12 protein-coding genes are annotated in these 15,813 nt (G+C 36.9%); 4 read left to right on the top strand and 8 right to left on the bottom strand.

The features are described 5' to 3' along the window. Positions 1-116: 116 nt before the first annotated feature. Positions 117-815 (top strand): AzlC family ABC transporter permease, encoded by a 699-nt coding sequence (locus tag acsn021_RS10755; protein ID WP_184089723.1) that lies wholly within the window; start codon positions 117-119, stop codon positions 813-815. Beyond that, positions 812-1,144, top strand: coding sequence for a branched-chain amino acid transporter permease (locus acsn021_RS10750; RefSeq protein ID WP_184089726.1), 333 nt, complete (start codon positions 812-814; stop codon positions 1,142-1,144). The genes acsn021_RS10755 and acsn021_RS10750 overlap by 4 nt, the downstream gene beginning before the upstream one ends. 173 nt (positions 1,145-1,317) lie before the next feature. On the opposite strand, the gene acsn021_RS10745 is transcribed toward acsn021_RS10750, so the two are convergent. Next, positions 1,318-2,556, bottom strand: a complete 1,239-nt coding sequence (locus acsn021_RS10745; RefSeq protein WP_184089729.1) for a DUF1015 domain-containing protein — start codon at positions 2,554-2,556, stop codon at positions 1,318-1,320. A 351-nt stretch (positions 2,557-2,907) separates the two neighbouring features. Between acsn021_RS10745 and acsn021_RS10740 the strand changes: the two genes are divergently transcribed. Together acsn021_RS10740 and acsn021_RS10735 are read left to right on the top strand one after the other, a co-directional pair. Continuing rightward, complete coding sequence (locus acsn021_RS10740) at positions 2,908-4,443, top strand: alkaline phosphatase (RefSeq protein WP_184089732.1); 1,536 nt, start codon at positions 2,908-2,910, stop codon at positions 4,441-4,443. Between the two features lie 96 nt (positions 4,444-4,539). After that, positions 4,540-5,736, top strand: coding sequence for a YibE/F family protein (locus acsn021_RS10735; protein WP_184089735.1), 1,197 nt, complete (start codon positions 4,540-4,542; stop codon positions 5,734-5,736). 133 nt (positions 5,737-5,869) lie between these two features. Here acsn021_RS10735 and acsn021_RS10730 read toward each other — a convergent pair whose 3' ends face one another. The 7 genes from acsn021_RS10730 to acsn021_RS10700 form a co-directional block, all read right to left on the bottom strand. Further along, complete coding sequence (locus acsn021_RS10730) at positions 5,870-7,030, bottom strand: phosphoglycerate dehydrogenase (RefSeq protein ID WP_184089738.1); 1,161 nt, start codon at positions 7,028-7,030, stop codon at positions 5,870-5,872. A 29-nt stretch (positions 7,031-7,059) separates the two neighbouring features. Further along, positions 7,060-8,145 carry a 3-phosphoserine/phosphohydroxythreonine transaminase gene (gene serC, locus acsn021_RS10725; RefSeq protein WP_184089741.1) on the bottom strand — a complete coding sequence of 362 codons (1,086 nt, stop codon included), beginning with the start codon at positions 8,143-8,145 and terminating at the stop codon, positions 7,060-7,062. A gap of 278 nt (positions 8,146-8,423) precedes the next feature. Then, positions 8,424-10,109: a biosynthetic-type acetolactate synthase large subunit gene (gene ilvB, locus acsn021_RS10720; protein WP_184089744.1), complete on the bottom strand. Its 1,686-nt coding sequence runs from the start codon at positions 10,107-10,109 to the stop codon at positions 8,424-8,426. Positions 10,110-10,213: 104 nt separating this feature from the next. Further along, complete coding sequence (gene ilvD, locus acsn021_RS10715) at positions 10,214-11,881, bottom strand: dihydroxy-acid dehydratase (RefSeq protein WP_184089747.1); 1,668 nt, start codon at positions 11,879-11,881, stop codon at positions 10,214-10,216. A gap of 348 nt (positions 11,882-12,229) precedes the next feature. Further along, positions 12,230-13,453 (bottom strand): peptidase T, encoded by a 1,224-nt coding sequence (gene pepT, locus acsn021_RS10710; protein ID WP_184089750.1) that lies wholly within the window; start codon positions 13,451-13,453, stop codon positions 12,230-12,232. Between the two features lie 470 nt (positions 13,454-13,923). After that, positions 13,924-14,670 carry an ABC transporter ATP-binding protein gene (locus tag acsn021_RS10705; RefSeq protein WP_184089753.1) on the bottom strand — a complete coding sequence of 249 codons (747 nt, stop codon included), beginning with the start codon at positions 14,668-14,670 and terminating at the stop codon, positions 13,924-13,926. A gap of 101 nt (positions 14,671-14,771) precedes the next feature. Further along, on the bottom strand, positions 14,772-15,809 hold the full coding sequence (locus acsn021_RS10700; RefSeq protein WP_184089756.1) for a FecCD family ABC transporter permease: 1,038 nt from the start codon (positions 15,807-15,809) through the stop codon (positions 14,772-14,774). Positions 15,810-15,813 lie beyond the last annotated feature (4 nt).

The following is a 15,813-nucleotide window of genomic DNA, read 5'->3' as shown; positions in this document are numbered from 1 at the left end:
TATAATTAATTTTTGCCGGGTTTATCGATACATGTATACCTAACGTTATTGTTTACGGACATTGCATGTAAAACGTTCGGCTGTAATCAGGCAGTAAAAGAAAGGAAACCATAAACATGAACAAAAGAACCTCTGCACTTAAGGCAGCTTTTCCATTAACGATTCCTGTAATGACAGGATATCTAGTTCTTGGTGCTGCTTTTGGGATTTTAATGAACAGCAAAGGCTATTCCTATTTTTGGACAATCTTCGCAAGTCTTTTTATCTATGCAGGCTCCATGCAATTTGTCGCTGTAAGCCTTTTAACAATGGGATTTCATCCATTCTACGCTTGTATGATGACTCTGATGGTAAATGCAAGACATTTATTTTATGGAGTTTCTATGCTTTCAAAATTCAAAGGAACCGGTTCTTATAAGCCGTATCTAATCTTTGGGTTAACAGATGAAACATTCTCAGTTTTATGCGTGGCAGAACCGGCAGAGGGAGTAGACAAAGGTAAATTTATGTTTTTTATTACACTTCTAAATCAAATATATTGGATTGTGGGTTCTGTATTAGGGTGTTTGCTGGGAAGCCTGATAGATTTTAATACAAGAGGCATAGATTTCGTTTTGACAGCGTTGTTTGTAGTAATCTTTGTGAATCAATGGAAAGCTGCAAAGAGTCATACACCCGTTCTTATTGGTGTTGGGACCTCTATTGTTTGCAGGATACTCTTTGGTGCAGGTAAGTTTATTGTGCCTTCTATGGCGGTTATCTTACTGTTTGTAAGCTTTTTACAAAAGAAAATTGACAGGGAGGTCGCAAAATGAATTTGACAACCGGTGAAAACTTTCTGTTTTTTGGTATTATAAGCATTACAACTATATTAATACGTTTTTTACCTTTTTTATTATTTCCGGAAAATAAAAAGACACCAAAATATATTGAATACCTTGGAAGAGTTCTGCCCTTTACGATTATTGGTATGTTGGTAGTTTACTGCTTAAAGGATGTATCCGTTATTTCCTATCCTTTTGGATTACCGGAAGCCTTAGCGATTCTGGTTATTATCATTCTACATGTGTGGAAAAGCAATACGCTATTAAGTATAGGTGTCGGGACCGTCCTGTATATGATATTATTGCAATTTGTGTTTTAATAGTATAAAAAACGATTGAATTCTACAAGTGTAGCAAGCTATACAGACGTCTTATAGCCAATAAGATATCTCCCTACGAAGGCTTTAATTCGTCTCCTATTAAATATTCCTACAACCTTAGTAAAGTTGTAGGATTTTTTTTAATGTGAGGTTTTTGCTAAAAAGGATGGAACCTATAGCTTATGAATAAATAAACCACTACGTAATTTAGGCTCAAACCATGTTGATTTAGGAGGCATTAAAAGTCCGGCATCTGATACGGAAAACAACTCTGAAATACTAGTTGGATACATAGAGAATGCCACTTCCATATCCGTATGTACCCGTTCTTCTAACTCTGTTAATCCTCGGATTCCTCCGATAAAATCTATTCGTTTATCTGTTCTCGGATCACGAATGCCAAGAATTTTAGAAAGCAAATGTTTCTGTAATATTGATACATCCAAACTTTCAACCGGATCAAGGTTGTTCTTTATATGTTCTTTAACTTCTAATTTATACCAGATTCCCTGTAAATACATTCCAAAATCTCCTTTTTGTTCAGGGGTTACCTTATCAGTCCCTTTTGGAATGATGGTAAAATGCTCCGAAATCTTATCAAGAAATTCTTCCACCGTATGATTGTTTAAATCCTTTACTACCCGGTTGTATGGAAGTATCATTAACTGATCTTCAGGAAATAAGACGGATAAAAAATAGTTAAATTCATCCTCTTTTGTATAGCCGCCTGCCTCTTCTCTCCTTTTTAAACCGACTTTAACTGCGGAAGCGGCCCGGTGATGACCATCAGCTATATAAATATCTCCTATTTCATGAAAAGCTGTTCTAATAGCAGTTATATGACTTTTATCATCAATTCTCCATACCCTATGGGTTATAGCATCTGGAGATGTGAAATCATATACAGCTTCTTTTTCTTTCGTTTTATCTATCACTTTTTGTATAACATCGTTAGAGCGGTAAGCTAGGAATATGGGACCTGTTTGCGCATTACATGTATCTACATGGCGTATTCTGTCAAGTTCCTTTTCTTCCCTTGTATTTTCATGCTTTTTGATTATATTATTTTGATAATCATCAATGGAACAACAGGCTGTCAGACCGGTTTGGGATCTCCCATTCATAATCAGCTCGTATACATAATAGCACTCCATTTCCTCGGTTATAAATAATCCCTCTTCAATCATAGAATTGAGAGTTTCTTTTGCCTTTTCGTATACTTTATCATCATATATATCTACAGAATCTGCTAATCCAGTCTCTGCCCGGTCTATTTTCAGAAAGGATAAGGACTCTTTTATAACCTCTTTCTTTGCCTCTTCTCTGTTATATACATCGTAAGGTAATGCTGCAATCCGGTGAGCAACATCTTCCCTTGGTCTGATGCAGGGAAATGGTTTAATATCTGCCATACTTGTATCCTCCTTGTATTTATCTTTTAAGTTCCAAAAGTATATTACTATTATAAAGTAAACTAGTAAAAAAGCCAAGAGAACCTTGTTTCGTAATTGTAAAAACTTTTTACTTTAAGTAAAGCTTATGTTAAATGTTTTTTCATACTATTGTCAATATCTCTTTCATATGTTATTTATGGTATGAAGAGCAAGTTCCACAATATGGAACTCTTTGTTAAGACAAGATAAGAAGGGGTGGATTGTTGATGTCTAAATAATGTTTAAAAATGCTAAATTGGCAGAGATACTAGTTAGATTTAATTAGGGTTAAGAAATAACAGGCCTTCTTTAGGCAGAATGGAGTATGAAATGCATAAAATATTTAAAAGAGTTTTAGCCTGTGCCGTGACAGGTATTTTGGTATTTTCCGTAATATTAACCTCAAAACAGACTACAATAAACAGTACTGCAGCCAGTAGTAAAAAAGCAGCCACTGCCTCTTTAACACAGGCACCCAAATATGTTTTTATGTTTATTGGTGATGGTATGAGTTATCCCCAAATACAGGCAGCCAGTGACTATCTTGGTGCTTTGGGTCAAAACCGAACTTCTGATATCTTAAGTGGAAATAAATATCTTAATTTTATGAAATTCCCTGTGGCAGGTTCCGCAGTTACATATGATTCCACATCTTTTTGTCCTGATTCAGCATCCACTGCGACTTCACTTGCAACAGGCTTTAAAACATATAGTGGTACTATCAACATGAATGAATCCATGACAATTTCTTATGAAACCATAAGTGAAAAATTAAAAGAACAGTTAAGGTATAAAATTGGTATTATATCAACTGTTAATTTAAATCATGCAACTCCTGCTGCTTATTATGCACATCAGGCATCCAGAAACAATTACTATGGGATTGGTCTTGAAATGATTCAAAGTGGATTTGATTACTTTGCCGGAGGTGCTTTAAAAAATCCTAACGGTGATGATAAGAATAATCCGCAAACGAATCTATATGAACTTGCTCAAAACGATGGTTATAAGGTAATCAAAACACAGGCTGAGGCTGAGAAGTTAACAGCTGCTGACGGTAAAGCAATCGTAATTGGTGAAACTCTTGCAGACAGCGATACTTTATCCTATGCTAATGATGCCAAAGAGAGTGAATGGGCATTAAAAGATTATGTAAAAAAAGGGATTGAAGTACTCGATAATGAAACCGGGTTTTTTATGATGGTTGAAGCCGGTAAAATTGACTGGGCATGTCATGCAAACGATGCCGGATCTACTATTGCAGATACGATTGCCTTAGATGACGCAGTGAACGAAGCTATTAAATTCTATAATCAACACCCACAAGAAACATTAATAATTGTAACCGGTGATCATGAAACCGGCGGTTTAACTATTGGCTATGCTGGTACAGATTATGATACATATCTTACCAATTTAAGCAATCAAAAAATCTCCTATGCTAAGTTTGATACGAATTATGTTAAAAACTATAAGGCAAATAAAACCGAATTCAAAACAGTATTAGCTGATATCAAAGAAAACTTTGGATTATTGCCTTCCTCAGATAAGGATGCCAATTCTACTTCCAAGTTGGTATTAACAGATTATGAATATACGAAGTTAAAGCAAGCCTATGAAAAAACATTAAGTGGCGATACCAGCAGATCACAAGAAGAATACATCTTATATGGTACTTATGAACCTTTAACTGTAACCATAACCCATATCTTAAATAACAAGTCGGGCATTAACTTTTCCTCCTATGCTCATACAGGTCTACCGGTCGGTGTCTTTGCACAAGGACAGGGTGCGGAGCTTTTTAGCGGTTATTATGACAATACAGAGATTTACAAAAATCTTGCCAGTTTATTGAAAGTTAATTAATTGTATTCAGGCATGCCTTCGCAACTTACCACTCCCCTGTCTTTTTTTAGGGGAGTATTCTGATATAAAATTGATAATAAAGAAAGGGTTCTTACTATGCTAACTAAATTTCGTAATTCCTTACTGCCCCCTTTAGATAAAAACGCCTGGAAAGACAACCTACCGTATTATCTGCCTGTATTAGTTTCCTTATTGGTTTTAATTGTTTTAATCTTAATCCCGACCGGCTATGAAGACGCCATTATATACAAAGGGACGGAACGAACCTCCGCTCGTGTGTTGACTGTCAATAATGATACTATCATAGATACTGGATTAGTACGCTCCGGGGAACAGACCTGTATGGTCGAACTATTGAATGGCCGTTTTAAAGGCAGGCAGGTTAAGGGATTTAATCTGTTAAATGGTTCTTTGGAAACTGACAAAATATTTAAGGAAGGTGATAAAGCGTTGGTAGTAATCAGCCATAATGAAGATAGTATTCTATCTGTTAATCTAATAGATCATTATCGGATTAATAAAGAAATCTTATTGGCCGTTGGTTTTGCTCTCCTATTAATACTTGTTGCCGGACGAACCGGGCTTCGTGCTTTACTTTCTTTTATAATTACTGTACTTTTTATCTGGAAAATACTTATTCCAGCATATCTTAATGGACATAATCCTATCTATTTTGGTTTGGTAATAACTATAATATTAGCCTTTTTGACAATTTCACTAGTCTATGGTTTTAATAAAAAAGCACTGTCTGCGGTGTCTGGCGCTTCCTTAGGAATACTTGTAACGGCTGTTCTCGGTATCATCTTTACCAATGCTTTTCAAATTCATGGTGCCATTATGCCAAACTCAGAAAGTTTGTTATATAGTGGTTTTCAAGATTTGAATCTTACTAAAATCTTTATGGCTAGTATTTTTATAGGTTCTTCCGGGGCGGTTATGGATTTATCGGTTGATATTACTTCTTCTATTATAGAGGTTATATCAAAAAAACCGGAGATTCGATGGAAAGAAGCTTTTTTCTCAGGAATGAACGTTGGCAGAGCTGCAATGGGGACTATGACCACTACTCTCTTACTTGCGTATTCCGGCGGTTATATAGCCCTTTTGATGGTATTTATGGCACAAGGAACACCGATTCAAAATATTTTGAATTATAAATACGTATCTGCGGAAATCATTGATACTATGGTAGGAAGTATCGGACTCATTACAGTTGCTCCTTTTACAGCCTTGACTGGCAGCCTCTTGCTAACTTCTAAAAACGGGACAGGTAATGAAATGAGTGAACTCTAAAACTAAAAATCCATGTACCGCCTTAAAAAGGCAATAAGCCCTTTCTGCGATGCATGGATTTTAGTATTATCAGGATGAAAGTCCGGTCATGCCAAGCGTTAATCTTAATATAATAGTCTGAATGAAATATAGACTAAATAACACGTACCTTTAGTACGCCGGTAATATCATTTAACTTCTTAATAATGGTATCTGTGACATTTCCTTCGATATCTAATACCGTATAGGCATAGTCGCCTTTGCTCTTATTAATAAGGTTGGAGATATTTATATTTTCAGCAGATACAGTACCGGTAAATTGAGAAAGCATGTTAGGTATATTTTTATGGTTTATGGTAATACGTTTTCCAGAGGCACATACTCCCGCATCACAATCCGGATAATTCACGGAATTCTTTATAATACCATATTCCATATAATCCTTGATTTCTTTTACTGCCATTACCGCACAATTGTCTTCAGATTCTTCCGTAGAAGCACCTAAATGAGGAATTGCAATAACACCTTCCATTCCGGCCGTCTTTGCATTCGGGAAGTCTGTTACATACTTAGCTACTTTTCCACTTTTTAAAGCTTCCTCCATATCCTCATCATTTACAAGCAGGTCTCTGGCAAAGTTGAGGATAACAACGCCATCTTTCATCATAGCAATGGTATCTTTATTAATCATTTTCTTCGTGTCGTCCAATAAAGGTACATGCACAGTGATATAATCACATTCCTTATAGATATCCTCTTTTGTTTTAACAGAGATAATATCTCTGGAAAGATTCCAGGCATGTTCTACTGAGATATATGGGTCACAGCCGTATACTTCCATTCCCAAACGTTTTGCTGCATTAGCAACTAAAACACCAATAGCACCAAGACCAATTACACCAAATTTTTTGCCTAAGATTTCTTTTCCTGCAAATTTTGATTTTCCTTTTTCAACAAGCTTTGCAACATTTTCATCTTCACGAATGGATTGAACCCAGTTAATACCACCAACAATATCTCTGGAAGCTAACATAAGTCCTGCAATAACCAGCTCTTTTACACCATTGGCATTGGCACCTGGGGTATTAAATACAACTATCCCTTTTTCTGCACATTTATCTAGGGGAATATTATTCACACCAGCACCAGCTCTTGCAATTGCCTTTAGGTTCTCCGGTAAATTAAGATCCAGCATAGAAGCACTTCTTACTAATACCGCATCGGCACTTTCCAGAGATTCTATTTTTTCATATTTTTCAGTAAACAAATTAAGCCCAATTGGTGCGATGGGATTAAGACAATTATATTTTACCATTACGACACTCCTTCTTGTGTTTACTTGTTTTATTTTGTGTTCTCGGCTTCGAATTTTCTCATGAATTCCACTAATTTTTCAACACCATCAATAGGCATGGCATTATAGATACTAGCTCTCATACCACCGACACTTCTGTGACCTTTCAGATTTTCAAAGCCCGCAGCTTTTGCTTCTTTAATGAATTTTGCATCTAATTCATCATCTCCGGTTATAAAAGGAACGTTCATTAAAGAACGGTCTTCTTTCACGACAGTTCCTTTAAATAATTTACTGCTATCTAAGAAATCATATAAAAAGGCTGCTTTCTTTTCATTACGTTCTTTCATTACTTCGAGACCGCCCAGTTTTTTCAGCCACTTAAATACTTTTCCGCAGATATATATGCCATAAGCTGGCGGCGTATTGTATAGAGATTTATTGTCTTCATGAATTTTATATTGCATCATAGTTGGTGTACCGGGAAGGGTATCTTCTGTGATTAAATCTTCTCGTATGATTGCAATTACAACACCAGCGGGACCAACATTCTTTTGTACACCACCGTAGATTAAACCGTATTTACTTACATCAACTGGTTCAGATAAAAAGCAGGAGGATACGTCAGCAACCAGAGGTTTTCCTTTTGTATTCGGTAGCGTTTTAAACTTAGTTCCATATATAGTGTTATTCTCACAGATATAGACATAATCTGCATCTTCACTGATAGGCAGATCGGAACAATCCGGTATGTAGGAAAACGTCTTATCCGCTGAGGATGCAATTTGGTTAGCTGTTCCATATATCTTTGCTTCCTGGTACGCTTTTTTTGCCCATTGGCCTGTGACAATGTAATCAGCTACCTTGTTCTTCATAAGATTCATAGGTATCATTGCAAATTGAAGAGAAGCTCCGCCTTGCAAAAATAAAACCTTATAATTATCCGGTATGTTCATTAAGTCTCTTAAGTCCTGTTCCGCCTCCAAAATGATTGTCTCATAGGCTTTAGACCTGTGGCTCATCTCCATAACTGACATTCCGGTACCCTTGTAATCTAACATTTCTTCTGCTGCTTCTTTTAATACTTCCTCCGGCAACACGGCTGGACCTGCTGAAAAATTATAAATTCTGCCCACTGATATATCCTCCTTTAATATAAAATAAGAATAATTCTGGTATTTGTATATGAATAGCCTGCTAAAGCTTGTACAATTTACTCTCCTATTTATATTTACTTTCATTGAATAAATCGATAAATTTCTACACTATACCACTTTAATCAATTACATTATAAAACTTAGTTAAAATTTAGTCAATAATTAATTACAAAGAACCTATGCAAAATTCATATTTATCGTTTGTGAGTCAATACTAAATTTTTGCATAGGCCCTGCTAATATTTGCCTTATAATTATTATCCTTTTTTTGCCTCTAAATCTTCTTCTGTGAACACCTCTTCAATAGCCGCACCGGGGGCTACCATTGGCCATACCTTATCATCACTGGCAATTTGACAGTCAAGTACTACCGGTTCATTCAAGGCTAAAACTTTTTTTAAAATCGGTTCTACTTCTTCCCGCTTTGTAATTCGATAGGCTTTTGCACCCATGGCTTCTGCCAGTTTAACAAAATCAACATTATCATTTAAAGTAGTATGGGAATATCGTTGTCCGTAGAATAAAGTTTGCCATTGTCTAACCATTCCTAACACATGGTTATTAAAAACTATCTGAATAATTGGTATTTGATATCTTGCAGCAGTAGCTATCTCATTCATATTCATCCGAAAACATCCATCACCTGCGATGTTAACTACGGTTTTGTCCGGATTCCCGATTTTAGCACCAATACAGGCTCCCAAACCGTAACCCATGGTTCCAAGTCCACCAGAAGTTAAAAATGTTCTTGGCGTCTTATATATAAAATACTGGGCTGACCACATCTGATGCTGACCTACCTCAGTCGTAATAATGGCATTACCTTCTGTAAGTTTATAAAGGGTTTCTAAGATATAAGGACCGGTAAGCACATCTCCTCTGTATTTTAAGGGGAATTTTTCTTTCATAGAAAGAACATGCTCTACCCATTCTTTATTATTATGTTGTTCTAATTTTTCATTTAGAATTGTTAAAACCTCTTTAATGTCGCCGGTAATACAGTGACTTACCAGGACATTTTTATTAATTTCAACTGGATCGATGTCTATTTGGAGAATCTTTGCATTTTTGGCAAATTTTTTAGCATTTCCGGTTACTCTGTCACTGAACCTTGCACCAACGGTAATAAGCAGATCGCATTCCGTAACACTTAAGTTAGCAGTTTTTGTTCCATGCATACCTAACATCCCAGTATAATAAGAATGCTCTCCGCTAAAAGCACCCTTACCCATTAAGGTGTCAGTAACCGGAGCGTCCACCTTTAAGACGAACTCCATCAATGCATCTTCTGCCTCCGATATTACGGCTCCCCCACCTACAAATATCATAGGTTTTTTAGATTCTTTTATCATAGTAAGAGCTATTTCCACATCAGAACCGATAATCGTATCTTTTACTCTCTCAATATCTGAAATTTCAGCTTTTACGTACTCCGCTTTGTTAGCAGTAACATCCTTTGCGATATCTACCAAAACAGGTCCGGGTCTTCCGGTTTGGGCAATTACAAATGCTTTTCTTAGGGTATCGGCGAGTTTATCAACATCCTTAACAATGAAGTTATGTTTTGTTATAGGCATGGTAATGCCGGCAATGTCTACCTCCTGAAAACTGTCTTTTCCTAATAGGTTAACAGCTACATTACCCGTAATGGCAATCATGGGTACAGAATCCATATAAGCAGTCGCTATTCCTGTAACCAGATTTGTTGCCCCAGGACCACTGGTTGCAAGACAAACACCAACCTTACCTGTTGATCTTGCATAACCATCGGCAGCATGGGAAGCCCCCTGCTCATGGGAAGTTAAAATATGTCTGATTTCATCCTGGTGTCTGTATAATTCATCATAAATGTTTAAAACAGCTCCTCCTGGATAACCAAAGATGGTATCAACTCCCTGCTCCTTTAAACATTCAATTAGTATCTGTGAACCTGTTAATTGCATAGTATAGTCATACCCTTTCCGATACCTGCAAACTGTGAGTTGCAGGCACTTATTTGCGTGTGAAGTATGTTTTTCACTAATTCACATTACCGCTTCTTAGTATCTTATTTTGGTACCTCTAGTATAGCACCACGATTTCCAGAGGTAACCATGGATGCATAACGAGCCAGATAGCCTGTTGTAATCTTAGGTTCCCTTGGTTTCCATTTTGCCCTTCTGGCGTTAAGTTCTTCTTCTGAAACGACAAAATCAAGAGTATTTGCCATAATATCAATCTTAATTATATCACCTTCTTCAATTAAAGCAATATTGCCGCCTACTGCGGCTTCCGGTGATACATGTCCGATTGAAGCACCTCTGGAGGCACCGGAAAAACGTCCGTCTGTAATTAATGCAACGGTTGAACCCAAGCCCATACCCATTATGGCAGAAGTAGGATTTAACATTTCCCTCATACCCGGACCACCTTTGGGGCCTTCGTAGCGTATAACTACAACATCGCCAGAAACAATCTTACCACCTTTTATTGCTTCTATGGCATCATCCTCACAATCAAATACCCTTGCCGGTCCTTCATGTTTCATCATTTCTGGTGCTACGGCAGAGCGCTTTACAACTGCCGAATCCGGTGCAAGATTACCCTTTAATATGGCAATACCGCCAGTTTCACTATAAGGATTGTCAATAGGTCTGATAACTTCAGAGTCGAGATTGATACAGCCTTCAATATTTTCTCCTACTGTTTTTCCAGTAGCAGTAATCAGTTCTGTATATATAAGATTCTTCTTATTTAATTCGTTCATAACCGCATATACTCCACCGGCTTCATTCAAATCTTCCATATATGTTCTACCGGCAGGTGCAAGATGACACAGATTCGGGGTCTTTGCACTAATATCATTTGCTATATCTACATTAAGTTCAATACCGGCTTCATGAGCAATAGCCGGAAGATGGAGCATACTATTTGTGGAACAACCTAGCGCCATATCTACCGTGAGAGCATTCAAAAACGCTTTATCTGTCATAATATCCCTTGGTTTAATATCATTTTCGTATAATTCCATAATTTTCATCCCGGCGTGTTTTGCCAAGCGTATTCTTTCGGAATATACCGCAGGAATGGTTCCGTTACCTTTTAACCCCATACCCAGCACTTCTGTCAGGCAGTTCATACTATTAGCGGTATACATACCCGAGCAGGAACCTGCGGTAGGACATGTCTTACAAGCATATTCCTCCACTTCTTCTTCTGATAACTTTCCAGCACTGTAAGCACCTACCGCTTCAAACATGCTGGATAGGCTGGTCTTTTCTCCTTTAACCTTGCCGGCAAGCATGGGACCACCACTAACAAATATAGTAGGAATATTCACTCTGGCGGCTGCCATTAATAGTCCCGGAACATTTTTGTCACAGTTTGGCACCATAACAAGTGCATCAAAAGCATGTGCCATAGCCATAGCTTCGGTAGAATCTGCAATTAAATCTCTGGTGACTAATGAATATTTCATGCCCGTATGTCCCATGGCAATACCATCACACACAGCGATTGCCGGAAAGACAATGGGAGTACCCCCTGCCATAGCAACACCTAATTTTACTGCCTCAACAATTTTATCCAGGTTCATGTGTCCGGGTACAATTTCATTATAGGAACTTACAATACCTACCATAGGCTTGCGAAGCTCTTCTTTGGTTAGTCCCAGCGCATTTAAGAGAGACCTGTGCGGAGCTTGCTGTACACCTGATTTAACAGAATCACTTTTCATATTCATTCCCACCTTTTCTATATAATGTATAGTAAATGGATTATCTACAATAAATGAAGCTAAGTTCTAGAAAAGCTTTGTAAATAATCTATACTTTTGTTAATTAGTTTGCCTGTAACTTTAACCAGCTTAAGGAATATCTGAGAATGTATTGCTATTATTTATACATATAAACGCATACTTTGTGTATAAAGTTACGGGTTTCTGTATATCATAACTTACTTTAAGCAAAAAATCAATGATATTATATATCCAAGAAACCATTACAAATTTAACATTAGAAGCTACATCTTGTGTCTTAAGATTAAAGCAAGTTAAAATAATACATTATATATATTTTAATTTCGTTTATTTTGAATATGACTCAACCAGCTTAAGTAAAATCTCAACAACTTTCTCCATAGACTGAATGGAAATATATTCATATCTTCCATGATAATTATGGCCGCCGGTACAAAGGTTGGGGCAAGGCAGACCCATATAAGACAATCTGGCTCCGTCAGTACCTCCACGGATAGGTACTACTATAGGGGTTACACCTAGTTCCTCCATGGCAAGTTTGGCATTATCAATTAAATGGATATGCGGTTCAATTTTTTCCTTCATATTATAATAGGAGTCTTTAACGGTAACTGTAAAGGTACCTTCCCCGTATTTATCATTCAGATAATCTCCTATTTTTAGAAAACGTGCTTTCTTTTCTTCGAATTTTACTTTATCATGGTCTCTGATGATATAAGAAGCTTTAGCGAAGTCTACACCGCCTTCCAAATTAGAAAGCATAAAGAAGCCCTCATAATTCTCTGTATACATAGGGTTTTGCTGTACCGGAAGCATGGACTGAAATTCCATGGCAAGTAAAAGAGCATTTAACATCTTATCCTTTGCAGAACCGGGATGAATACTTTTACCTTGTATCTCTACTTTTCCGCCTGCCGCATTAAAATTCTCATATTCGATTTCACCTAATTCGCCACCGTCAACTGTATAAGCAAAATCAGCACCAAAACCTTCTACATCGAAGAAATCAACACCTCTTCCCACTTCTTCGTCCGGTGTAAAGCCAATCTTAATGGTACCATGTTTAATTTCAGGATGGTTCAATAAGTACTCTGCTAGCGTCATAATTTCAGCTACACCTGCTTTATCATCCGCTCCTAATAGGGTCGTACCATCTGTTACAATTAAATCCTGCCCTATATAGTTTATAAGAGAGGGATGTTCTGACGGGTCTAAGAAGATGCTTAATTCTTTATTGAGAACAATCGATTTCCCGTCATAGTTTTGAATAATCTGAGGTTTCACATTCTCACCGCTGATAGCATTGGAGGTGTCCATGTGTGCAATTAAGCCAAGTACAGGCAGCTTTTTATCGGTAGTGGCAGGAATGGTGGCATAGACATAGCAATGGTCATCCATTTTAACATCTGCCGCACCGATTTCTATTAACTCTTCTACTAGAATTGCTGCCAAATTCTTTTGTTTTTCTGTGCTGGGTACTTGTTCCATATCATCTAAGGACTGCGTATCCACTTTGACATACTTTAAAAATCTTTCTATCACTTTTTGCATACTATTACCTATTGAGTAACACATCCGTGAAGCGATGTGTTACTGCCACAATTACAAAGCGTGAAAGAATCAATTGTGGCATCCTTTCTTCTCTTAAAATTTTCTTTCACAGAATTCCCTTGTATAACCAACCTTGCTTTAGATACTGTATAAATTATGTTTTCCAGTTAAAAAACAATCCCATATGTTAATATACAGTACAAGTTAATTCGTTTAAAGTACTGTGTTCTTCTATTATAAATCATATCTTATAAATTACAATGCAAAATGTAGCAACATTTACTACATTTGAGAAAAGATGTACAAAGAAAGACGCAATTTAATGAAGGAAGAAGCCATTAAAAGCAGTACACTTACTTTAAAATAATTCTGGTAAGTTTAAGATTTATAAAATATCTTATTCCACTTCCTGTAAAAAATTACACCAGTAATGTTAGCAATACTACCGCATACATTACTGGTGTCTTTCATTATTTCTCTACCGTAAAAAATATATTATTTTTACTATCTCTATTTATTACTCCATCTACCTCAAAAACACTTTTGATATTTTGCTCGGTAAAGACTTCATGTACGGAACCACTTTGATAGACAGTTCCCTCCTTCATCATATATATCTTATCGCAAAATCTTAACGCCAGATTTATATCATGTATAACAACTAATATTGTTTTGTTGCAACTCTTAAGATAATTCATTATCATATACTGATGCTTAATATCAAGATGGTTTGTGGGTTCATCCAGTATAATACTATCCGTATTCTGAGCGATAGAACGGGCCAAATAAACTAATTTTCGCTCTCCTCCAGACAATGTACGTATACTCCTTTTAGCAAATTCATTTATTTTAAGAGTGTCAAGAGCGTCATATACGATATCTTTAATATTTCTAGTTGTGCTATCATGGGGAAATCTGCCCATCTTTATAATCTCTTCTACCGTAAAGTCAAACATACTATTACTATCCTGGCCGATATAAGCTACATTTCTGGCAATCTCCTTAGAAGACATAGCCTTTACGTTATGATCATCTAAGAAAATTTCTCCATGGTGATGTGGAAGAAGAGAAAAGAAAGTTTTTATCAGAGTAGACTTTCCGCTTCCATTTGGTCCAATAATGCCTGTTATCTTGTTGTCCTCTGCTTTAAGTGAAACCTTTTTAAGAATATCCTTATTCCCAATTTTAACCTCTATATCTCTAAACTGAATAGACATGTTAACTCCCATCTGTATACTCTAGTGCTAATAGCACCAGCATTATATACACTTGCACACGATTAACCAGGATGTTGAAAAAAGTATCCTGCTTTTTCAACCTATTCCCTGCCTTTCTTATTTTTCATTATCATCAAATACAAGAAGAAGGGACCGCCGATAAATGCAGTTATAATTCCAAGGGGAACCTCAGCAGCACCAAAAAGTCCTCTTGCAGCCGCATCCGCCCACATTACAAACATTCCGCCAAGAATACTACAGTAAATAAACACAGTTTTACTATTATTGGATTTACACAGCATTCTTGTCACATGCGGTATAATTAGCCCAACAAAACCTACAATTCCGGTTACAGAAACTAGAGTGGCTATCACGAAGGCTATAAATAGGGTCATGGTTACCCGGAATCGACTGACATTTAGTCCAAGTGCATTCGCTTCATCCTCTCCTGCCATAAGCAGATGAAAGCTTTGACTTTTTATAATAAAGACAATTCCAGCTATTACTACTGCTAACATGGGCAAGAGTAACGTTTTCCACTGAGCTGATGCAATGCTTCCCATCTGCCAATTATAAACAGCAGCTATTCCTTCATTACTTTTCGCTATAAATATGAAGAAACTGGTCATTGCAGACATCATGGCATTTACTGCCATTCCGGATAAAAGCATTGATACTGGCTGTATTCTGCCGCCGCTTCCTATTCTAGCCATACTGTACACTAACAGAGAGGAAGTTAAAGCACCAATCATAGCAAAAGCGGTAACCTGATAACCTCCTGCCAGAATACCTATCGGGAATAAAAGTGCCAGAGAAGCTCCGGCAGAAGCACCACTGGATACACCAAGTATATAGGGGTCTGCTATGGGGTTTAATAACAAAGCCTGCATTGCCATGCCGCAGATAGATAAACCTGCGCCAACAATAAGCCCCATCAGCACACGAGGCAGCCGTATGTTCCATATAATCTGAAAATCAGAGGTAGTATATAATTCACCCAAATTGCTTTTATACTTAAAAATAGCATCAATAAGTACAGTATATACTTTACTGATTGCTACATTGGCGGAACCAATGCTTATGGTGGCAACAACTGACAATACCAGTAAAGCAATTAGTACAATTATTCTTTTTCTCATAGGA

This window comes from Anaerocolumna cellulosilytica, from assembly GCF_014218335.1.
GTDB lineage: Bacteria > Bacillota > Clostridia > Lachnospirales > Lachnospiraceae > Anaerocolumna > Anaerocolumna cellulosilytica.
Note: the sequence above shows the minus strand (reverse complement) of the source record. Positions and strands in the feature narration are given on the sequence as shown.

Excerpts from the sequence above, each read along its gene's own strand:
- pepT (WP_184089750.1), bottom strand. The coding sequence starts at position 13,453 with ATGCAAAAAGTGATAGAAAGATTTTTAAAGTATGTCAAAGTGGATACG.
- ilvD (WP_184089747.1), bottom strand. The coding sequence starts at position 11,881 with ATGAAAAGTGATTCTGTTAAATCAGGTGTACAGCAAGCTCCGCACAGG.
- acsn021_RS10750 (WP_184089726.1), top strand. The coding sequence starts at position 812 with ATGAATTTGACAACCGGTGAAAACTTTCTGTTTTTTGGTATTATAAGC.
- acsn021_RS10700 (WP_184089756.1), bottom strand. The coding sequence starts at position 15,809 with ATGAGAAAAAGAATAATTGTACTAATTGCTTTACTGGTATTGTCAGTT.
- ilvB (WP_184089744.1), bottom strand. The coding sequence starts at position 10,109 with ATGCAATTAACAGGTTCACAGATACTAATTGAATGTTTAAAGGAGCAG.
- acsn021_RS10745 (WP_184089729.1), bottom strand. The coding sequence starts at position 2,556 with ATGGCAGATATTAAACCATTTCCCTGCATCAGACCAAGGGAAGATGTT.
- acsn021_RS10755 (WP_184089723.1), top strand. The coding sequence starts at position 117 with ATGAACAAAAGAACCTCTGCACTTAAGGCAGCTTTTCCATTAACGATT.
- acsn021_RS10730 (WP_184089738.1), bottom strand. The coding sequence starts at position 7,030 with ATGGTAAAATATAATTGTCTTAATCCCATCGCACCAATTGGGCTTAAT.
- acsn021_RS10740 (WP_184089732.1), top strand. The coding sequence starts at position 2,908 with ATGCATAAAATATTTAAAAGAGTTTTAGCCTGTGCCGTGACAGGTATT.
- acsn021_RS10735 (WP_184089735.1), top strand. The coding sequence starts at position 4,540 with ATGCTAACTAAATTTCGTAATTCCTTACTGCCCCCTTTAGATAAAAAC.
- acsn021_RS10705 (WP_184089753.1), bottom strand. The coding sequence starts at position 14,670 with ATGTCTATTCAGTTTAGAGATATAGAGGTTAAAATTGGGAATAAGGAT.